General features: G+C 49.9%; 15 protein-coding genes and 1 tRNA gene. 14 read left to right on the plus strand and 2 right to left on the minus strand.

Features of this window, described 5'->3' with window-relative positions; translation table 11 throughout:
- Positions 1–14 precede the first annotated feature (14 nt).
- Both LLG96_08775 and LLG96_08780 read left to right on the plus strand, forming a co-directional pair.
- Positions 15–1,532: a sugar ABC transporter ATP-binding protein gene (locus LLG96_08775; protein MCE5250300.1), complete on the plus strand. Its 1,518-nt coding sequence runs from the start codon at positions 15–17 to the stop codon at positions 1,530–1,532.
- On the plus strand, positions 1,529–2,515 hold the full coding sequence (locus LLG96_08780; protein MCE5250301.1) for an ABC transporter permease: 987 nt from the start codon (positions 1,529–1,531) through the stop codon (positions 2,513–2,515). Before LLG96_08775 ends, LLG96_08780 begins: the two co-directional genes overlap by 4 nt.
- A gap of 882 nt (positions 2,516–3,397) precedes the next feature.
- Here LLG96_08780 and LLG96_08785 read toward each other — a convergent pair.
- On the minus strand, positions 3,398–3,880 hold the full coding sequence (locus LLG96_08785) for an Lrp/AsnC family transcriptional regulator (protein ID MCE5250302.1): 483 nt from the start codon (positions 3,878–3,880) through the stop codon (positions 3,398–3,400).
- 649 nt (positions 3,881–4,529) lie between these two features.
- Here LLG96_08785 and LLG96_08790 point away from each other — a divergent pair.
- The 8 genes from LLG96_08790 to serA all read left to right on the plus strand — a co-directional run bounded on the left by LLG96_08790 (position 4,530) and on the right by serA (position 13,804).
- Positions 4,530–4,615: transfer RNA gene (locus tag LLG96_08790), tRNA-Leu, on the plus strand.
- A gap of 72 nt (positions 4,616–4,687) precedes the next feature.
- Positions 4,688–6,007: a trigger factor gene (gene tig / locus LLG96_08795; protein MCE5250303.1), complete on the plus strand. Its 1,320-nt coding sequence runs from the start codon at positions 4,688–4,690 to the stop codon at positions 6,005–6,007.
- Positions 6,007–6,603, plus strand: a complete 597-nt coding sequence (locus LLG96_08800; protein MCE5250304.1) for an ATP-dependent Clp protease proteolytic subunit — start codon at positions 6,007–6,009, stop codon at positions 6,601–6,603. The genes tig and LLG96_08800 overlap by 1 nt, the downstream gene beginning before the upstream one ends.
- Positions 6,600–7,856: an ATP-dependent Clp protease ATP-binding subunit ClpX gene (gene clpX / locus LLG96_08805; protein MCE5250305.1), complete on the plus strand. Its 1,257-nt coding sequence runs from the start codon at positions 6,600–6,602 to the stop codon at positions 7,854–7,856. The genes LLG96_08800 and clpX overlap by 4 nt, the downstream gene beginning before the upstream one ends.
- A gap of 30 nt (positions 7,857–7,886) precedes the next feature.
- Positions 7,887–10,271: an endopeptidase La gene (gene lon / locus LLG96_08810; GenBank protein MCE5250306.1), complete on the plus strand. Its 2,385-nt coding sequence runs from the start codon at positions 7,887–7,889 to the stop codon at positions 10,269–10,271.
- Positions 10,271–10,855, plus strand: a complete 585-nt coding sequence (gene yihA / locus LLG96_08815) for a ribosome biogenesis GTP-binding protein YihA/YsxC (protein MCE5250307.1) — start codon at positions 10,271–10,273, stop codon at positions 10,853–10,855. Before lon ends, yihA begins: the two co-directional genes overlap by 1 nt.
- A gap of 58 nt (positions 10,856–10,913) precedes the next feature.
- Complete coding sequence (locus LLG96_08820) at positions 10,914–12,041, plus strand: alanine--glyoxylate aminotransferase family protein (protein MCE5250308.1); 1,128 nt, start codon at positions 10,914–10,916, stop codon at positions 12,039–12,041.
- A 179-nt stretch (positions 12,042–12,220) separates the two neighbouring features.
- Positions 12,221–13,804, plus strand: a complete 1,584-nt coding sequence (serA, locus tag LLG96_08825; GenBank protein MCE5250309.1) for a phosphoglycerate dehydrogenase — start codon at positions 12,221–12,223, stop codon at positions 13,802–13,804.
- Between the two features lie 1,095 nt (positions 13,805–14,899).
- Here the strand turns inward: serA and LLG96_08830 are convergent.
- Positions 14,900–16,888, minus strand: coding sequence for an acetylxylan esterase (locus LLG96_08830; protein MCE5250310.1), 1,989 nt, complete (start codon positions 16,886–16,888; stop codon positions 14,900–14,902).
- A 528-nt stretch (positions 16,889–17,416) separates the two neighbouring features.
- On the opposite strand from LLG96_08830, the gene LLG96_08835 reads away from it, so the two are divergent.
- From LLG96_08835 to LLG96_08850, 4 genes are all read left to right on the plus strand, one after another.
- Entirely contained in the window at positions 17,417–17,704 is a 288-nt protein-coding gene (locus LLG96_08835) for a Smr/MutS family protein (GenBank protein ID MCE5250311.1), read from the plus strand.
- A 54-nt stretch (positions 17,705–17,758) separates the two neighbouring features.
- On the plus strand, positions 17,759–19,321 hold the full coding sequence (locus LLG96_08840) for a sialate O-acetylesterase (protein MCE5250312.1): 1,563 nt from the start codon (positions 17,759–17,761) through the stop codon (positions 19,319–19,321).
- 148 nt (positions 19,322–19,469) lie between these two features.
- Complete coding sequence (locus LLG96_08845) at positions 19,470–21,059, plus strand: sodium-dependent transporter (GenBank protein ID MCE5250313.1); 1,590 nt, start codon at positions 19,470–19,472, stop codon at positions 21,057–21,059.
- 200 nt (positions 21,060–21,259) lie between these two features.
- On the plus strand, positions 21,260–21,460 hold a 201-nt coding region (locus tag LLG96_08850; GenBank protein MCE5250314.1), incomplete at its 3' end, for a hypothetical protein.

A 21,460-nucleotide genomic window follows, 5' to 3' on the forward strand; every position in this document is an offset into this window, starting at 1 on the left:
CCGTCGGAAATGATATGAGCGATTCTCCTGAAATCATTCTTTCGATGCACGAAATTCATAAGTCCTTCGGCGGGGTCAGAGCGCTATGCGGAGTCGATCTCGATGTGGAGAAGGGGGAGGTTCACGCCCTGATCGGCGAAAACGGCGCGGGTAAGTCAACCCTTATGAAGATACTTTCCGGAGCGTTACGGGCCGATCGCGGCGAAATGCTCCTGAACGGCAAGCCCTACCATCCCCGCGATCCCCTCCAGGCACGTCATCTCGGTATCTCCATGGTTTATCAGGAACTCAATCTCGCGCTTCATCTCACGGTCGAGGAGAATCTCCTGCTCGGGATAGAATCCTCCCGATTCGGATTCATTCTCCGAGGGAAATACAAGGATCGTATCCATGAAGTGCTCGGCAGGCTCAGTCATCCTGATATCACCCCCCAGACCCGCATCATGGACCTTTCCCCGGCAGCCCGACAGCTTGTCGAGATCGCCCGGGGGCTTGTAACCGATACGATGGTGTTTGTGCTCGATGAACCGACATCCTCGCTTTCGCGGACCGACACGGAGCACCTTTTCGAAGTCATCAAATCATTGAAGGAAAGCGGAGTCAGCATAATTTATATCAGCCATTTCCTTGAGGAGATCAAGTATGTCGCAGACCGGTTCACTGTCCTGCGCGACGGAGAGACTGTCGGCGGCGGCGACGTACGGTCCACATCGACGGAGAAGATCATCGAGCTCATGGTCGGACGTCCCCTGACCGACATGTTCCCCCGAATACCCCATGAGATGGGCGAGGAGCTGTTCACGGTATCTGGTCTGGCGGGTAAACCGCTTCCCGGGCAGGTATCATTTTCGGTGCGGCGCGGCGAGATTCTCGGTATTGCCGGGCTTGTCGGGGCCGGGAGAACGGAAACGCTGCGGATTCTCTACGGGCTCGACGAGCTGACCTCGGGTCAGATCACGATCGCCGGTTATTCCGGCATCACCGGTTCCGTTACTCCGTCCCGCATGATGAGTCACGGGATAGCGTATCTTTCGGAGGACAGGAAAAACGAGGGGCTGGCCCTTCAGTGTTCGATCGGAAAGAATATTACCCTGTCATCGCTTCCGCGCCTTTCGGTGTGGGGAATTGTGAGCGACCGCACGATAAACAGCGTTTCGGAGAAATGGGTCGACAGGCTGTCGATAAAAGTCGGCTCTGTCGCCGACAAAGTCGAAAGTCTTTCCGGCGGCAACCAGCAGAAAGCCGCGCTTGCCCGCCTGCTCGAAGAAAACGCCGATATCTATCTGCTCGATGAACCAACCCGCGGCGTCGATGTGGGATCGAAAGTGGAAATCTTCCGGATAATCGGCGAGCTCGCCGCCCAGGGGAAAGCCGTGATCATCGTGAGCTCATATCTCCCGGAGCTCCTCGGTATCTGCGATTCCATCGCAGTCATGCACCGGGGCAGGCTCGGGCAGAAAAAGCCGGTTTCGGAATGGGATGAGTTTTCTGTCATGAACGAAGCAACATCAGGGATTGAAGGGGCAGCATGAACAGTACGGAATTACAATCAAATACCAACAGTAAAAAGCTGAAAAAGCTCCTTTCGCTTATCGGGCCGTTTCTCGGTCTCGGTCTCATTATCACCCTTTTCAGCGTGCTTGAACCCGATAAATTCCCCACATTTCTCAATTTCCTCACGGTCGCCAACCAGACGGTTATCGTGGCTCTCTCGGCGATGGGGATGACCTATATCATTATCTCGGGCGGTATCGATCTTGCCGTAGGGTCGGTAATTGCGCTGACAACCGTTGTTACGGCGCTCATGGTGTTTCATGGCTTCGATCCGTTTATCGCGGCGCTGGTCGGCGTATTGGCCGCTACGGTCTGCGGAGCGATCTCCGGTATTCTTATCGGCGGTCTCGGCATCATTCCCTTTATTGCGACCCTCGGAATGATGGGAATAGCTCGCGGAGTCGCCAAATGGATGGCCGGTCAGCAGAAAGTCGATGCTCCCATGACATGGCTCTGGGAACTCATGGCACGAACGCCGTCCCTCGAATGGATGCTGTTTTCTCCCGGTATTTGGCTCATGATCATTGCCGCCGTCGTTATCGCTGTGATGCTGAGGTATTCCCTGTTCGGCCGTTATACGCTCGCTATCGGTTCCAACGAGTCCACGGCACGGCTCTGCGGAATTCATGTGGAGCGGATGAAGCTCTATATCTATACCTTCGGCGGTTTCATGACCGGGCTTGCGGGGGTCATGCAGTTCTCGCGGCTGACAGTAGGAGACCCCACCGTTGCTGCAGGCCGTGAGCTCGATGTCATCGCCGCAGTCGTGATAGGCGGAGGGTCTCTGAGCGGCGGAGAGGGTTCGATTCTCGGAACCATGATCGGCGCTTTCATCATGGCGTTTCTCAGGAACGGGTGCAATATGACCGGAATACCGAACTATGTTCAGGAGATCATCATCGGCATCATTATCATCGGTGCAGTCGCGATCGACAAGCTGCGTCATAAAAAAACCGACTGATACGGGAGTTACAGTTTTCCGGTCATTCCCTTAATCGGCATGTATGATAAATAAATTTCACCACGGCGGCATGGAGAACACATAGAAAGAAAAGCCCGTGAAAGGGCATGTTTTGTTGAATGCTGTGAATAATTCCTCTTGATTCTTCCTCTGATACTTTCAGAACCCGGTCGTTTTTTTCTCGATATTCAGTCGCACTGCCCGTAATGCGGTACAATTACGAGGAGATTATTGTCCCCGGCGTTTATTTTCAATTCCTCCGCAGAACCGCTAACCGCGAATCCGAAGATATGCATATTTATATCCGGATTGTGCTGATTCTTACATGAAATCGAGGCCGGAATGCGCCAGTTAAACCTGTAAAAATAATCTTTTGCCCTGATCCACCGGTAATGTCATAATTCGTACATCCGGGTTGTTAATCATTCGATTATCGCCTTAATAATACAAAGCATATTTTGTAATTCGAGATGAGAATGTTTTTTTTTGTTGACAAGTTACAATATAGTGAGTACTTTTCCCTCAAATGAAAAAGCCACACTGATGTGCAGTGTCAAACAGACAGCAGACGATTACTTTTGCCGATGATCGGTGTTGCGTAGTGAAAATAGCGGTTTACGATTCATGATTCCATTATATACGAACTGTTTGGCATACTGTTTTCCATGAAGAGATGCCCTAAGAATGTGCTGTTAATCTTTATGCCGGCGTATTTTTTATAGATTAAAAAGCCGGGGAATGCTCCAGAACTGAGAAGATGACCCTCCTGAAATAGCTTCCCCCCCTACTCAGGAAAAAACAAAGGCCCGAATTCCACGTTCGGGCCTTTAATGTTACAGGTGTATACTTTTATGAAAAATACTTTTTCACCACCCTTGAATACTATTTCTTTTTTCCTGATTTGCCGTCGTGCAAGAGTTCGCAGTAATCTTCGGCATTGATGAGAAAGCCGAAATTCTTCAATACGACAAACGTTTCCGTATGGCTCACTCCGTGGATGCTGTGCAGCTGGTTTTCAACGATTTCGCTGAGCATCTGACGGGAATTGACTGCGAAGACTGCTATGATATCATAACGGCCGGTTACGGTAAAGGAAAACAGGACATTGGGGAGCGATGTAATTTTATCAAGGCATATCTCCGGCAGTATATTGAGAATCACACCGACGACAACGATGAAAATTTCCGGAAATTCGTTCGGATCGACATGAGATGAAATCTTTAAAATCCCGTTATCGATAAGCCGTTTGATACGTTGTCTGACTGTTGCCTCGGAAATGCCGAGATTGCGTCCGATTTCAGAGTTTGACATGCGCCCGTTTGCGCTTAAGAGTTTCATGATCTGGAGATCGACAGTATCAATCATTATGTAAATCCCTCCTGCATTATGAGTAATTCTATAATTTATATCATTTTTCTGTACAAGGGGAAATTATTTAATGGGATTTACGAAGAGTTGTCCGGCAAAGTGTATTTCATGTCGAAATGAGCCCTCTTATTGCATCCGGGTGTGTTACAGCACGGCGAACCTGACAGCTTTCCGCATTTTCTTTTGAATTTCTGCATCGGCGATATTACCGGAAAAATAGTGTAATGAGTGCATGGTTATGAATTTTCAACCTAAGCATATATTGACTTATTAATTTATTTTTCCTATATTATTAAACTATTTAAGAGGGCTGTGAAAAAGTATATTTTTCACGAGTCCCATGACGAAATGTGTTGTTTTTTTGCTGTCACGGGCATGTAAATTGGAACATAGTACCGACCCTTGACAGCTTATATCTACGTAAATGGTGTTTATCACAACACTTTTAAGAGGTCGGTGCAAAATTGTCTTTTCACGCTCCCGATAATGAAATAGTGTGTGTGAATGCTGTCCCCGAATCACTGATCGGTCTCCGGATTATTAATTGGGGATTCACGGATTTACGCTGACTCTTGGCAGTTTGAATTCTGTTGACGATTTTTTACCATGGTTTAAATGGCAGCGAAAATAGAGACTTCTAAAGATAGCGAGAGTGGCGGAACTGGCAGACGCGCTAGACTTAGGATCTGGTGGGCATCGCTCATGGGGGTTCAAGTCCCCCCTCTCGCACCATTTTTTTATATTTTTTTCTGATATCAGGTGTCTTATAATTATTATCATAACTTTTACTATAAAGAGAACAGTATGCCAAAATTTGAGATCAGGGAACGAATCGGTTGTACGAAAAAAATGCATGTTGAAGTTGAACGCGAACGTGTCGATCAGGAAATATCAATCACCTTGAAGAATCTGAAAAAAGAGATTCAGATTCCCGGATTTCGCAAGGGTAAAGCGCCCGAATCTTTGATTGCGAAACGGTTTTCCGCCACAATCCGTGAAGAAGCCGTAAAAGAGCTGGTGCCCAAGGTGTTGAAGGAAATGTTTGATTCCGAGAGTATCAATCCGGTCGGCGACCCCGCCATTTCCGACTTTGTGTTCGAAGAGACCGGCCCTTTGACCTTTACTGTGGCTGTCGAGGAGATACCGGAGATAGATGTTACTACTTTCGATAAAGTCACAGTCACCAAAGAAATCGCCGAGGTGACCGATGAGGATATTGATGGCACTATCGACCGTATCCGCCACATGAGGGCTGTCCGGAACGAAGTAAACCGTGAAGCCCATGAAGGTGACATCCTGGCGGTTAACCTCCTGAAACTTGACCCGACCGGTGTACCACTCATTGGTGAAAAGAAAGAACAGAGGGTGTTGAATCTCGAAAAGGAAAACATATCCGCGTATGATTGGCTGTCGCAATTACTGGGGATAAAAAAAGGTGAAGAGCGTAAAGTGCGGATCACCTATGAAAATTCCTCTGAAAGTGGTGAACAGACCACTATAACGGACGTGTACAATGTGGAAGTTCTTCAGGTTATTGAGAATATCATACCCGAGTTGAATGACGAGTTTGCCAAATCGCTCGGGGAATACGCCGATCTGATGGATTTCCGTACCAGGACCCGTGAACATCTGGAAAATCAGGCGGAATTAAATGCCGAACGGAAGCTCCGCGCCGATCTGGTGGATGAATTCATCAAACAGAATCCCTTCGAGGTTCCCGGCAGCATGGTAACACGGGTTCTGTCCGCTGATTACAAAAATATCAGGAAAGACATGCCTGATCGTGAAATTGACGAAAAGGAGTATTTCAACAAGATGAGACCGGATGCCGTCAGGGCGGTACAGTCATACCTCGTTACCGATAAAATCAAGAAGGAAGCCGGTATCGATGTTACCAGAGAAGAGCTTGCCGAAGAGCTCGAACTGCTTGCCGTGGAAAACAATATGGATCCGAAGGACTTCAGGCGCCGGCTTATCAAGGACGGCCGTCTGGACGAAGTTAAAAACGATATTGCACAGCGTAAAGCCTACGAATGGATGGTTAAAACCGCCAAGGTGACGGTTGTGAAAACGAAGAAAAATACCGAGAAATCAAATATCATTATTCCCAACCGGAGAACGTGATGAATTATATACCATATGTTATTGAACAAAGCGGCCAGATCGAGCGAAGCTATGATATTTTCTCACGGCTTCTCAAGGACAGAATCATTTTTATCGGTACCGAGATCAATGATCAGATTGCCAATGTTGTAGCGGCGGAGCTCCTGTTTCTTGAGGCCGATGATCCGGACAAAGACATATTCATGTATATCAATTCACCCGGAGGCAGCATCCACAGCGGATTGGCGATATATGACACGATGCAGTATGTGAGGCCGAATGTCTGCACGACATGTCTCGGGCTTGCCGCAAGCATGGCTGCGGTGCTTCTGGCGGCCGGTACCAAAGGGAAACGCACGAGCCTGCCCAATTCACGGATTATGATCCACCAGCCGTTCGGCGGCGGTCAGGGACATGCGTCCGATATTGAGATCATGGCCAGGGAGATTGTACGGAGTCGTGATGTGATTGTGGATATCCTCGCCGAAAAAACCGAACGGCCTCGTGAGCAGATTCTGCATGACATAGACAGGGATTATTATATGTCCCCGCCCGAAGCCAGGGACTATGGAATCATCGATGCGGTTTTTGTCAAGAGGGAAGAACGGAAAAAATGATGCGTAAAAATCCTGGGAAACACGAATTGAGCTGTTCGTTCTGCGGCCGTTTTGCCTCACAGGTCGATAAAATGATTACCGGACCGAGTGTGCAGATTTGCTCGGATTGTGTCAGAGCATGCCATGAGATTGTCAGGGAGAGCAGCGCCGGTACTGTGCCGGTAATCGATTTTGATATTCCCTCCCCGGAGGAGCTCAAGCTGGGTCTCGATCAGTATGTTATCGGGCAGGAACGCGCCAAGCGGATGTTGAGCGTTGCGGTGTATAATCATTACAAACGTATAAAACATAAGAACGAGGAAAGCTCCGATGTCGAGCTTGAAAAGGACAATATTCTCCTCCTCGGGCCGACCGGTACCGGTAAAACCCTCCTCGCCCGGACACTGGCGAAGCTGCTCAAAGTGCCCTTCACCATTGCGGATGCGACCATTCTCACCGAGGCGGGATATGTCGGCGAGGATGTCGAAAACATTCTGGTCAGGCTTCTTCAGGCGGCAGATTATGATGTAAAGCTTGCCCAGATCGGCATCATCTATATTGATGAAATCGATAAAATCGCACGGAAAACGGCAAATCCTTCCATAACCCGTGATGTCTCGGGCGAGGGTGTTCAGCAGGCCCTTCTGAAAATTCTCGAGGGAACCGTATCGAACGTCCCCCCGAAGGGCGGGCGCAAGCATCCGGAACAGGCGATGGTACAGATAGATACCACCAACATTCTGTTTATCTGCGGCGGCGCGTTTGAAAAGCTCGAACACATCGTAAGGAGACGGGTTTTCCAGAAATCCATGGGTTTCGGCGCTGATGTGCATTCGTCTCACGATTCTGCGGTGAGCGAGGTTCTTGCCCAGGTTGAGCCGGACGATCTCAACAAATACGGGCTCATCCCGGAATTGATAGGACGGCTCCCGCTGGTCTGCTCCCTCGATGAGCTTGACAGTAAGGCGCTCCTGTCTATTCTGACCGATCCCAAGAATGCGCTTATCAAACAGTATATTCGTCTGTTTGAAATGGACGGTATAGAGCTTATATTTGATGACAAGGCGCTTGAGGAAGTTGTTGAAATCAGCATACAGAAAAACACCGGCGCGCGTGGCCTGAGAAGTGTTCTCGGCAAAGCGATGATGAATGTGATGTATAAAGTCCCCTCGAGTAAAGGTGTAAAACGGGTTATTATTACGCGGGAAACCATTGCAGGCAGCACCATGCCGGTTTTTGAAGCAGAGGATGGAGCAATCCTCAAGATCGCATGAGACAGGCAGTGAAAGGAGCTCTATCAATACATGGTTAAGGATGTTGAAGAAAAAGTTATAACGGATATCGTGGTAGCTCAGGATAAGGTTCCTGAGGAAATCGAAAATCTTCCCGATGATGTTCCTCTGATTCCGCTCAGGGATATGGTCATGTTCCCCTATATGGTCATTCCCATTCTCGTGGTCAGGGATGCCTCTGTTGCCGCTCTTCAGGCTGCACTGGTGAAGGACAGGTATGTTTTTCTCGTTCTTCAGAAAAATCCCGATAACGATGAACCCGAAGAAGATGACATGTACAAGATCGGAGTTGTCGGTAGAGCTCTACAGATACTCAAGCTTCCCAATGGAACGGCAAAAGTCCTCATTGAAGGGCTGGCGCGAGCCAGACTGGGCAGTGTGAGCAAATTCGAGGATTATTACAGAGTCAAAGTCAGCTATGAAAATAAGTTAGTGACTGAAACTCCCCGTTTCCAGGCGCTGATCAGGACCGTGCTCAACAGTTTTGCAACCTATGTCAAGCTTTCAAAGACTATTCCGGACGAGGTTCTGATGAATCTGCCCTCGGTGGACGATCCCCAGCGTCTTGCCGATACTCTGGCAGCTCATTTGATCATCAAACCTGACAGTAAACAGGAAATCCTCGAGTCCGAGACACTCGATGAACAGCTCACCATGCTTGCCGGTATTTTTGCCGATGAAATCGAGATCATGGAGATCGAGCAGACGATTGACAAGGAAGTGAAGGAACGGCTCCACAAATCCCAGAAGGATTATTACCTCCATGAACAGATGAGGGTGATCAGAGAAGAACTCGGCGAGGATGAAGAGGATGCAGAGATTCTCGAGCTCGAAACGAAAATCAGAAAATCCGGCATGTCCGCCGAGGCGACGAAAAAGGCCCTGGAGGAAGTGAATAAGCTCAGAAGAATGCACCTCATGTCGCCCGAGTCGACAGTTGTCAGGAACTATCTGGACTGGCTGATCTCGCTTCCCTGGAAAAAGCGTACGAAGGACAATCTCGATGTCACGAAGGCCAAGACCATTCTCGATGAGGATCATTACGGTCTCGAAAAACCGAAGGAGCGGATTCTGGAATATCTTGCCGTTCTCAAGCTGGCTAAGAAAATCCGCGGGCCTATACTCTGCTTCACCGGCCCTCCCGGCACGGGTAAAACATCGCTGGGCCGCAGTGTAGCACGGGCGCTCGGCAGAAAATTCGTGAGGATGTCGCTCGGCGGGATGAGAGATGAGGCTGAGATACGGGGGCACAGAAAAACCTATATCGGATCGCTCCCCGGCCGTATTATCCAGAATATCAAAAAAGCCGGAACCATGAATCCGGTATTCCTCCTCGACGAGGTCGACAAGATCGGCATGGATTTCCGCGGCGATCCCTCCTCCGCACTGCTCGAAGTGCTTGATCCTGAGCAGAACAACACCTTCATGGATCATTATCTCGAGCTGGATTTCGATCTCTCGGAGGTGCTGTTCATAACCACCGCCAATTACGAGGATGCGATTCCCCTTCCGCTCTTTGACCGTATGGAAATCATCAACCTTTCCGGGTATCTTGAATTCGAAAAGGTCGGTATCGCCGAACGGCATCTTATACCGAAACAGATGGAAGCATCCGGTCTTTCCTCGAAACATATCGTTTTCGAGCGCGGCGGGCTCCTTAAGATCATCAGAAACTATACAGCCGAGGCGGGTGTGCGGAATCTCGAGCGTTCACTCGCTGCCATATGCAGAAAAGTTGCCCGCGAGGTGGTTGCCAGAAAAAACCGGGCGGCGAAGAAAAAGGTTATCACGGAACGGAATGTCCAGAAGTATCTCGGCATTCCCAAAATACATGAAAAACGCATAGAAAAAACAAACCAGGTGGGAATGGCCATCGGGCTTGCTTGGACGCCGGTCGGCGGGGAGATTCTGTATATCGAAACGTCGCTCATGCATGGGAAAGGGGACCTGATTCTGACCGGTCACCTCGGAGATGTCATGAAAGAGAGCGCCCGTGCGGCCCTTACCTATACCAAGGCGAATATGGAAGAACTCAAGATTTCGACGGATGCATTCGAGAACAAGGATGTTCATGTTCATGTGCCCGAAGGGGCTATAAAAAAGGACGGGCCTTCCGCCGGCGTCGCGATCATAAGCTCGCTCGTTTCGGCGGCGAGCAACAGACCGGTTTCCCGGAGTGTTGCCATGACAGGAGAGATAACGCTCAGGGGGAATGTGCTTGCGATTGGGGGACTCAAGGAAAAACTGCTGGCAGCCAAACGGAGCGGAATCAAAAAGGTCATTATTCCTCATAAAAACGAGGCAGACCTCCGTGAGATGCCCGATGAGATAAAAGAGAATCTTACGTTTATTCTTGCAAAAAATATCAACGATGTTCTCTCGCATGCTCTTGTTTGATGAATTATGAAATTCAGTTTTCCCATCCGGTTTTTACGCTCAGGGATCTGCCCGCATCGGGATTGCCGGAACTGTGCATATCCGGAAGGTCGAATGCAGGGAAATCTTCGCTGATAAACCGGCTCGCGAATAAAAAAAACCTTGCAAAAGTATCGCAGAAACCGGGGAAAACCCGATCGCTCAATTTTTACAGCGTCCGCGCCGGTTTTTATCTTGTCGATCTTCCGGGTTACGGATATGCTAAAGTCCCGAAAAGCGAACAAAACCTGTTCAGTGAGCTGGTCGGCCCCTATCTCGATAACCGAAGAGAGCTCAGGGGAATCATTCAGCTTATAGATTCTCGACACGGGCCTGTGTCGGGTGATCTGGCAATGCTTGAATGGATCAGGGCCCGGGATGTACATGCCTTATTTGTTTTTGCCAAAATAGATAAGTTGAATTCACGGGAGCTGGTAATGTTGAAAAAAACCTCTGAAAAGGAGTTTGGTGTGGAGAACTGCGCTTTTTTCTCCGCCCGTACGGGAACGGGAGCCGATACAATAATGATGTGGATCGAGCGGACGCTCGGTATTGATGAAAAATGACTAAAATCGTTGTTTTATTTACAGTAATGATCAACTGTTGTAATGGAAAGGAATTTGTATGAAGACACGTCTGTACACTCCCGGCCCCGTGATGGTGCCTGAAAAAGTCCTCCTCAAGATGGCGGAGCCCGTTTTTCACCACAGAACACCCCAGTACGAGGCCCTTTTTGCCGAGATCAATGCCAAACTGAAAAAACTCTTCATGACCGAGGGCAATGTGTATACCCTGGCATCGTCGGGAACGGGAGCGATGGAGACTGCCGTTGTAAATATCCTCGCGAAAGGCGATAAAGCCGTTGCAGTTCGGGGCGGAAAATTCGGTGAACGCTGGTTCGAAATCTGCCAGGCGTACGGCATCGAAACGATCCCCGTCGATGTCGAGTGGGGATATGCTGTCAAGCCCGAACAGATAAAAAAAGTTCTCGACAGCAATCCCGGCGTAAAAGCGGTATTCACCACTCAATCCGAAACCTCGACCGGTGTTGTGACCGACATGAAGGCGATCGGCGAAGTCATGAAGGGATATGATGCGGCGCTCGTTACCGACGCAGTATCCGGGCTCGGCGCCCATGAACTGCGCCAGGACGAGTGGGGAATCGATATGGTGGTCGCCGGATCTCAGAAAACCATCATGCTTCCGCCGGGGCTCGGATTCATCTCGGTTGCCGGTGATTCATGGAGCCGTGTCGAGCGCTCGAATCTCCCGAAATATTACTGGGATCTGAAAAAATATAAGAAATCGCTCGAAAAGAACCAGAATCCGTTCACACCGCCGGTGACGCTCTTGGTGGGGCTGAACGAATCGCTCAACATGATTCTCGCCGAGGGTCTCGAAAACATGTGGGCCCGTCACACCAAAGTAGCGAATGCCATGCGGGCGGGTGTCAGGGCTCTCGGTCTCGAACTTTTCCCCAAGGATTTCTCGAATGTACTGACCACCATTCTGATACCTGCCGGTATCGACGGAAGCGCGCTTGTTAAAGCCATGAAGAAGAATGGTATTTTTCCCGCCGGCGGTCAGGAAGCGCTCAAGGGCAAGATTATCCGTGTCGGACATATCGGATATCTCGATGAGTTCGATGTGCTTTCCGCGCTTTCCGGTTTTGAGCTTTCGCTCAAGGCGGTCGGCTATTCGTTTACGACCGGTGAATCACTGAAGGCGGCCCAGCAGGTATTGAGTGAATAGGAGGACGGTGAAAAAGTATTTTTTTCACGCGCCCGGAAATGAAAGATATTGTCTTTTCACTGTCAAGGGTATGTAAATCGGTACTGTGTGCCGACCCTTGACAGTATATCAACATATGGGGCTCTATTCACCATTCTTTCAGAAAGAACAGACAAATTGACACAGGGAGAATCCTGAACATGTTCAAGGTGCTTATAAGCGACAATGTATCTCAGGAGTGTGTGCAGATACTCAAGTCAGCCGAGGGTATCGAGGTCGATTTCAATACAAAGCTTACTCCTGAAGAATTCAATAAAGTTATCGGTAATTATGATGCCCTCGTTGTACGAAGCGCAACTAAAGTCCGCGAGGATGCAATCGCAGCTGCAAAGAAACTCAAGGTTATCGGCCGCGCGGGCGCCGGTGTGGATAATATCGATGTCAAAAAAGCCACCGACGCCGGTATCATTGTCATGAACACGCCCGGCGGGAACACCGTATCGACAGCCGAGCACACATTCAGCATGATTATGGCGCTGTCACGGTCTATTCCCCAGGCTGACCGCTCGGTCAAGGAAGGCAAGTGGGACCGTAAAAAATACATGGGCGTTGAGCTCAGGGGGAAAACCCTCGGAATCATCGGTCTCGGCAACATCGGCCGTGTTCTCGGCAAGCGGGCCTGCTGTTTCGAGATGAAGGTGATCGGGTATGATCCGTTCATCACGAAAGAAATCGCCCAGAGCTTCGGTATCGAGCTTGTAAACCTCGATGCCATCTGGGCTCGGGCGGATTACATCACGGTTCATACTCCGCTCAACGACAGCACCCGTCACGTCATCAATGCCGAGACGCTTGCCAAATGCAAGGATGGTGTGAGGATAATCAACTGCGCCCGCGGCGGTGTTGTCGATGAGGAAGCGCTTCTCAAGGCGATCGAGTCGGGAAAAGTCGCCGGCGCCGCCCTCGATGTCTATGAAAAAGAGCCGCCCGAGCAGAGCCCGCTCGTGATGAATGAAAAAGTGGTCGCCACGCCCCATCTCGGTGCATCGACCACCGAGGCGCAGGATATCGTCGCGGTGATGATAGCCGAACAGGTACGCAATTTTCTGCTGAACGGAGAAGTCATCAACGCGGTCAACATGCCCTCGATCTCGCCTGAAGTCTATGAACAGATCAAGCCGTTCATCAATCTCGGCCAGAAGATGGGGGCTATCCTCGGAAAGCACGGTGTAGGCCAGCTCAAAAACATCACTATCACCTATTACGGCGATGTGCATAAATACAATACCTGGTCGGTGACCTCCTCGATTCTGGAGGGATTGTTTACTACAAGTTATTCCGAGGTTGTCAACATAATCAATGCGATCAGCACCGCCGAAAAACTCGGAATCAAGATCAACGAAGTCAAGTCCTCGGAAGAGAAGGACTACAAGAACAGCATCGAAGTCGCTCTTTCGACGGATACCATCGAGCTGAGTATTCTCGGGACGATTCTGGGAAAAAACAACCCTCGGATCGTCAATTTTCAGGGGTACGATCTCGATTTTGTCCCGGAAGGTCATCTCCTGTTCTGTGGTAACGAGGACCGTCCCGGAATCATCGGCAATATCGGCACTGTTCTCGGTAAAAAGGGTATCAATATTGCCCATATGACCTGGGCGCGCAAGAGCCCGTCCGGTGAAGCTATTGTCGTAGTGAGCACCGATGAGGAAATCGACAAGAAGGCTCTCGATGAGGTCAAGAAGATCAGCGGGATATCGTGGGCGATGTGTGTCGATGTATGACAGCCGCTTTTCCCGGCGCATTGAAAAACCCTTCCGGTATTCGATACCGGGAGGGTTTTTTTGTAACATGCTCGAATGCCTGATATAATGTTTTTCTTCCCTCTCCTGTTTACGGGAGAGGGAACGGGGGTGATGGTAATAATTCTATGAAAGACAATAAATTATCCTCATCCTCGTCCATTCTCCCATGAATGGGAGAATGGTGAAAAAAATATAGAATTTTTCATGCTATTTCTGTTTTCCATTCTCTCGCGCATAAGAGAGGATGTCACGGTTCAGTGTGAAAAGAAATTTTGGGAATTATAAATAAGCTACTGAGCCCCTCTGAAACAGAACACTCTTCACTTAGATTTGCCCACGCCCAATCTATTCCTGTTGAAATGAATAACTAATGTCCAATAAACGTCATACTTATAAATATAGAAATCTTAATAATCATCATTTTATTACTATACAGTCAAGTGTTCTCTTGTACTCCGAATAACTGCTCGCGTCGTGATGGCTGAGAATGCACAAGCCAGACAAGGCCAACTCCAGTAACTATACCGTACGCGATAGGATAAGCCCCAGAGTTAATCCAGACCAATTCGGCCAGCATCCATCCTGTCACGCTGAACAAGACCCACAGGCTTGCGCGATGCATGTGCCGACGGAATATCCACCATTGTGGCACACCCAGAAACAACCCGAATGCAGCGACACACGACCAATATCCCGTCCAGTGCAAGCTCCAATGGTGCACGAAGATGGCCTGGATTGTCTGTCCGAAAGGATAACCTATTGCAAAGCAGACAGCGCTTGCCACAATGAACAGCACGGGGCGCACACCAACAACTCGAACGACAGGCCATTGCAAGCCGGCTATAACTCCACCCCAGACCAATCCCTTACCCATACGAGCCCATATTCCTGGCTCGCCCCCTAATAATGCGGCTATTTCTGAGCCCCAACGATAACCCAGCTCCATCGCAATTGTGGAGAGCAGAACGCCGATAAGCCAAGGTTTAATCTTTGTCATAGCATTTGATCGACCTTTGCGATATGTATATTCATAATTTGAATACCCCGTTTTGTTAACGGGGATTCGCCGTTTTCTTAATAAACCGAAGAGAACGTTACCTTTGCCGGATGAGCCAGCTCGATGAGCTCGGGTATATCGACGAGTTCCAGCAATCCGAAGCAGAACATCGATGGCGCGCGGAAAACGAACATATCGGGCGCCCGCTCGTAGATGACATTTTTATATACGAGGTCTTTAAGACTCAAATCAAGCCCCCGGATTTCCAGATTTTCCGCCTGATGGTCATTCAGCGCGGCGAGAACAAGCGCGGCAAGCCCCGCAACACGGCCGCTCGTGATCACTCTGACCTCACGGCCAGGGTATCGTTTTCCGATATGATCGATAACCGCTCCTAACTGGGAAACCTGAATTCCGAGCGCGCGGCGCCCCACGCACGATATCACCTGCGCGAACCACCCGGGGTCCTGGCTCATTTGGCTGCATTCGCCGGTGAACAGCAGATCGGCGACGATTGCACGTTCTCCCCGGGCAAGCACCTCACGTACGATGGTGCTGGCATCGTTTATGCCGCCATCCGACGCAATCACCGTAATCGGTTTTTTGTCACTCTTCCCGGTGCTGTAGTCGACCAGGGGGAGTGTCCATGTATTATTGATCCGCACGATGTATGCTTTTCCGGCAATACCGTCGATGACATCGGAGAACGCCGTGACGGGCGCAGGATCGCTGTCAACCCTGTAATCGGATTCCGGCCGGACGACATCGCGGAGAAGTCTGCGTGTGTTCCCGCGCCACACATCGAGAGCTTTTTCATCTCCGACAGGCCGAACCTGCCGGGGAAGAGAACTCATAAGATTCACCGTGAGCGTATAGAATGTTCCGTTGTCGGGTGGATATTCGATGGCAAGCTCCTCCTGCGTCCGTATCTCGTTTTCCACGGGGATTTCACTGTCGTTCCATTCCTTTTGCGGAAGGAAATGGCGGTTGATAAAACGATAGAATGCCTCACGGTTGTCCTGGAGATAGTTATGTGTTCCGGGGGCCTCGTTGATATGGAGAGCGAAACGGTCGGGGAGGCCGAACATCTGATAAAGCGGGACTATGGGATCGTAGACCGATGGTTTCACCCGCTCGGCAAGAAAACAGCAGTCGTCTGTCGCATTGTAGATAAGCAGTGCCGGTCTGGGAGCGAGCATTGCGGTAAGGTGTGTATAATCGGCGATAACGGCCATGTCGGTGGGTACCTGTTCGAGGTCTCCGATATCCCGCGGATAGTGGAGCCGTTCGACGATTCCGCTGTATCCCGCAACCGGTACGGACAGCTTGACACGGGTGTCGAGGGCGCTGATCATGATTGTCTGCCAGCCGCCTCCCGACAATCCGGTAACCGCAATCCTCCCGGGATCTGCCATCTTGTGCGAAAGGAGCACATCGAGCCCTCTTTTAAGGTGGAGATAGAACACCGAAACCCCCGGTACTCCGCAGAGGTCGAGGTATGCAATATTGCTGTGCCAGTATCCAATGTCGTGGAGCTGCCCCATACCGATCCATTCGATATTGAGAGCGAGCATACCGCGTTTTGCACAATTGATGCATCGCGCCTGCTTGTAATCTATGGTCATGCCGGGCTCCATGACATGACCGTTTACGTTGAGCACCGCAGGCACTTTCCGCTTGAGGCCAACCGGCTCGTATAACAGCGCTCCGATCCATAAGCCGGGTATGGCTTCGTAACGGAGCTTACGGATGGTGTAATCCCCGCAGGCAATCGTTTCGCCCCAAACAATATTGACCGGTCCGGATATCCATTCCGAGGGAACTCCGCGAAGTATGACTTCGTTGAGCAGCCGTTTTCTCAGCAGCTCCGCATCGTTTTTCCATGTGGTCGTATCGGAGGGCATGACAAATGCCGGTATTTTAGCAAGGAGATAACCTGTCAGGTCTTTCTCTGCCTGACCGGGGGGAAGAATCTGAAGGTTCTGTACGGGTTTGGTTTTACACCCGGAAATCAATAACATGAAAATGCAGAGTATGGACAGGAGTGTATTCACAGTTCGTTTCATACGAAAGATTCTGCTTGCTGTGCCGGCTTCAGAATTCATAATACCCTCCGGTCAAAAATAGGATGAACGGGAAAAAGCACCTGAAACACGAACAAAGATCATATCAAAAAACTGAACGTGTATCTCTATTAATCTTGTAAAATTTTAAAAAATCATTCTGGTTTATACAACAACCCCCTAACCCTCAATCCCTTTCCCCCTGAAGGGGGCTTTGAGAAAAAACGTAACTTTTTTTATAATTCGCTCACAAGGTATTATTAGAGGAGCCCTATACGTGTATCGACCGGTATATTCATGGCGGAAGAGCGCATAAGATGATAGTATAGAGAAAAATGCCCGAAGGCACAAAGGCAATATATACTGTTCCCGGTCGTGTGAAAAATTCTTTTTACCACGCGCGTGATTCATTTTTCTTTTTCCGCTGCTTTGATGGTATTCCCTGTTGTGATACCGTACCGAAGCTTTGTATATTGAAGATATGCACAGTGTTTATCATCCGTTTTTTTACGGAATGAAAGCGAAAGAGAAATGGACAGCGAGCTGTTTGATTATCCTGTCGACGGGACGCTCGATCTTCACATGTTCAGACCCGGGGATGTCAGGTCGGCGTTGACCGAGTATATCACGGAATGTCGTATCCGGGGCATTCTCCATGTGAGGATCATCCACGGCAGGGGACAGGGTGTTTTGCGGCAGATAGTGCACTCATACCTGAAAACATGCGGTTTTGTAAAAGAATTCCGGACATCCCCCGATTCGTCGGGCTGGGGCGCAACCCTGGCCGTTCTCGAACCGCTCGAAAAGAAACAGGAATAAGGACAGAACATCGTGCGGTATTCTTTCAATGAAATACAGAAACGAAGGAACGCTATGAAAAAGTCAGTCATACTCTGTAACCTCATTTTCGTGTGTCTCATATGGTATCCGCTGAAGGCACAGGGCGATGTGCGGCTTCCCGCTGTATTCGGCGAGAACATGGTACTCCAGCGCGATATGGAACTTCCCATGTGGGGGTGGGCCGACCCGGGAGAAAAAGTGACCGTATCCGTCGACAACCGTGAAGTGACGACAGAAGCCGACGGCAGCGGGAAATGGACGGTAAGACTGGAACCGCTCAAAGCCGGTGGTCCTTACGCCCTGACCATCAAAGGGAAAAACACCATCGAGTTCGAGAATATTCTTGCCGGGGATGTCTGGCTCTGTTCGGGACAGTCGAACATGGAGATGAGAGTCCGGCATGTTATCAATTCCGACAGAGAGGTGGCGAATGCGCAGTATCCGACTATCCGGCTTTTCCAGATTGTCAACGATCTGTCGCCGGAGCCCCGTGATGACTGTAAAGCCTCGTGGGAAGTATGCCGACCGAGTACCATCGGTGATTTCACCGCAGCGGGATACTTTTTCGGGCGGGAAATCATGAGGGAAGTCAATGTCCCCATCGGTCTTATTAACGCCTCCTGGGGAGGAACGACCATCGAGGCATGGATGAGTCCCAATGCCCGTGAAGCCTGTCCGGAATTCCGCGAGTTGCTTGATTACTGGGCGCCAGTTCTGAGCAGAAAGCCGCCTGAGGTGCTCCGGTTTTACCGCGGCATGGCCGAATGGGAGGAGGATGTTCATTACGGCGAGTATGTGGGCAATCCCCTGCTGAAGATATACGGTACAGTACCCGAGAGCCCGGTCAAACTCGCCATTGTTCCCCAGATGCCCATATGGGTCTACAATGCTATGATAGCTCCGCTTGTTCCCTACGGCATCAAAGGTGTTCTGTGGTACCAGGGCGAATCGAATGCGGGAAGGGCATACCAGTACCGCAGCCTGTTACCGGCACTGATAACCGACTGGCGCGCTTTATGGAAACAGGGAGATTTCCCGTTTCTCTATGTCCAGCTTTGCAATTATGGCGCGGTGGGCACGAAACCTTCCGAAAGTCAATGGGCTGAACTCAGAGAAGCCCAGCTTATAACCCTCACCGTACCCAAAACCGCAATGGCGGTAACCATCGATATCGGGGAGGCAGCCAATATTCATCCGCGAAACAAGCAGGAGGTCGGCAGGCGTCTTGCGCTCGCGGCGCTCAAGACAGTGTATGGCAGGGAAATCGTCGCTTCGGGACCGATGTATGAATCCATGACGGTGCGCGACGGGAAAGTCTTTGTCACGTTCACGAATACGGGAAGCGGTCTTGTTCCGGCTGTCGGCGAATCGCTCAGGGGTTTTACCTTGGCCGGAAAGGACAAAACTTTTTTCCGGGCGCATGCGATGATCATGGGGGATGAGGTTGCGGTATGGAGCGATGATGTTCCGAATCCGGTCGCTCTGCGGTACGGCTGGGCGGACAATCCCGGCTGCAATCTCTTTAACAGGGAAGGACTTCCCGCTTCACCGTTCCGGACCGATGACTGGCCGGGTATTACCATGGGAAAGAAGTAAAAAAATGGCAATTTACGACACTGTATTTTTTTAAAACAGACTTGAATGCATAAGAAAATACCCGTATCTTGGAATCTCGTATTAAGAATGCCGAATACACAGGGTTGTATTCGATATCCTGTACATTTTAAAAAGCGAAGGGGTGTATGTGAATAATCCGGAAAACCGTGAAAGATGGGGATCACGGATCGGGGTCATCCTCGCCGTTGCAGGCTCCGCTGTTGGACTGGGTAATTTTTTACGGTTTCCCGTTCAGGCTGCCCAGAACGGCGGTGGAGCGTTTCTGATTCCCTATTTCATCTCTCTTGCGCTTCTTGGTATTCCCCTCATGCTGACCGAGTGGACACTCGGGCGATATGGGGGGCTTCATGGTTACGGCACCGCGCCGTCCATCTTCGCCATAGCCACCCGCAACCATTATCTCAAATACTTTGGCGTTATCGGTATTGTTGGCCCTACGGTAATTTTTATCTGGTATACATATATAGAATCATGGCTTCTGGGATTCGCGTTCAATTCCCTGTTCGGCAGTCTCATGGCTGCGGCCCGTGATGGTTCGACCATGAAAGCGTATCTTGAGGGATACCAGGGACTTGTTTCGAACGAATGGTTTGGCGGCATTGGCCAGACATACATTTTTTTCCTCATTACGTTTGCGATCAATTTCTGGGTCATATTTTCCGGTATCAAGGGCGGAGTTGAAAAATTTTCCAAGATTGTCATGCCTGTTCTTGTCATTCTCGGTGTTATCATGATGGTGCGGGTTATAACACTCGGTATGCCCGATTCTCTCCATCCCGACTGGAATGTCTCGAACGGCTTTGGCTACCTGTGGAATCCCGATTTTTCACGGCTCAAGGATGCAAAGGTATGGATGGCAGCGGCCGGTCAGATATTTTTTACACTCTCGGTAGGGATTGGGATGATACTTACCTATGCGAGTTATCTCGACCGCGGGGATGATGTGGTGCTTTCGGGAATGACCTCCGTAAGCATCAACGAAGTTACCGAGGTGATTATGGCGGGCTCCATCGTGATTCCTGCGGCGTTTGTGTTTATGGGGCCTTCGGGGCTCGTTGAGATTGCCTCCGGCGGATCGTTCGATCTCGGTTTTGTAACCATGCCGCAGATTTTCACCCATTTTGGGGCGGGATGGTTCTTTGCCTTCATTTGGTTCCTCATGCTTTTTATCGCCGGCGCCACGAGCTCTGTATCCATGCTCCTTCCGGCGGTAGCTTTTGTCGATGACGAGTTCCATGTGGGCCGTAAAAAATCGGCATTGTATATCGCCATATTCTGCTTTATTGCCTGTCATGGAGTCATTATTGGATTATCGCACGGCGTTCTCAACGATCTCGATTTCTGGAGCGGCACCTTCGGGCTCGTCGTGCTGGGAACCATCGAGTCGATAATTTTCGGCTGGATTTTCGGTATCGACCGTGCATGGAAGGAAATACATCACGGCGCCGATATCCAGCTTCCCTGGATTTTCCGTATCGTCATCAAGTATGTAACGCCGTCGTTTCTGCTGATCATCCTGATAACATGGACATACCAGCTCGCGATTCCGACGATCAAGATGGAGGGAGTGCCGCCGGAGAACCGTGTGTGGATGCTGGGAACCCGGCTGGTGCTTGTCTCGATCGTTCTCCTGACAATCGCGCTTGTTTACTGGGCATGGCGAGGAAGGTCGCTTCCCGATATCGATATCGATCAGACAACGGAGCAAAAATTATGACGCCGGGCGGATGGATATCCATAACGATTTCATGGGGACTTCTCATAGGGTTGTCTGTTTTCTGCTTTGTAAAGATGATAAAAAGCGGACGGATGTAAACGCAGGAAGACAATCATATTGTCCGATCCGGCGATTCCCCATTTTTTCAGAACACCTTTAATATGATAATTTCCTTTTCAAGCTAAAAGGAGAGAGTGCCTGTGAAAAGCACAGCATTATATATCGGACTGTTCCTCCTTTTTACATCCTTTTCTTCTGCGGAAACAATGACATATAATAAGCTCGAACAGGTCAATCTCAGGGACAGGGGTATCCCTGCCGACGAGCGTTCGACGAACATTCTCATCGCCGATGGGAATGTCGTATATGGAGCGACATCGGGAGACAAATGCCATATATTC

The sequence above is a fragment of the bacterium genome, from assembly GCA_021372535.1.
Lineage (GTDB): Bacteria > Latescibacterota > Latescibacteria > Latescibacterales > Latescibacteraceae > JAFGMP01.

Excerpts from the sequence above, each read along its gene's own strand:
- lon (MCE5250306.1), top strand. The coding sequence starts at position 7,887 with ATGGTTAAGGATGTTGAAGAAAAAGTTATAACGGATATCGTGGTAGCT.
- tig (MCE5250303.1), top strand. The coding sequence starts at position 4,688 with ATGCCAAAATTTGAGATCAGGGAACGAATCGGTTGTACGAAAAAAATG.
- LLG96_08840 (MCE5250312.1), top strand. The coding sequence starts at position 17,759 with ATGAAAAAGTCAGTCATACTCTGTAACCTCATTTTCGTGTGTCTCATA.
- yihA (MCE5250307.1), top strand. The coding sequence starts at position 10,271 with ATGAATTATGAAATTCAGTTTTCCCATCCGGTTTTTACGCTCAGGGAT.
- LLG96_08820 (MCE5250308.1), top strand. The coding sequence starts at position 10,914 with ATGAAGACACGTCTGTACACTCCCGGCCCCGTGATGGTGCCTGAAAAA.
- serA (MCE5250309.1), top strand. The coding sequence starts at position 12,221 with ATGTTCAAGGTGCTTATAAGCGACAATGTATCTCAGGAGTGTGTGCAG.
- clpX (MCE5250305.1), top strand. The coding sequence starts at position 6,600 with ATGATGCGTAAAAATCCTGGGAAACACGAATTGAGCTGTTCGTTCTGC.
- LLG96_08785 (MCE5250302.1), bottom strand. The coding sequence starts at position 3,880 with ATGATTGATACTGTCGATCTCCAGATCATGAAACTCTTAAGCGCAAAC.
- LLG96_08775 (MCE5250300.1), top strand. The coding sequence starts at position 15 with ATGAGCGATTCTCCTGAAATCATTCTTTCGATGCACGAAATTCATAAG.
- LLG96_08835 (MCE5250311.1), top strand. The coding sequence starts at position 17,417 with ATGGACAGCGAGCTGTTTGATTATCCTGTCGACGGGACGCTCGATCTT.
- LLG96_08800 (MCE5250304.1), top strand. The coding sequence starts at position 6,007 with ATGAATTATATACCATATGTTATTGAACAAAGCGGCCAGATCGAGCGA.
- LLG96_08780 (MCE5250301.1), top strand. The coding sequence starts at position 1,529 with ATGAACAGTACGGAATTACAATCAAATACCAACAGTAAAAAGCTGAAA.
- LLG96_08830 (MCE5250310.1), bottom strand. The coding sequence starts at position 16,888 with ATGAAACGAACTGTGAATACACTCCTGTCCATACTCTGCATTTTCATG.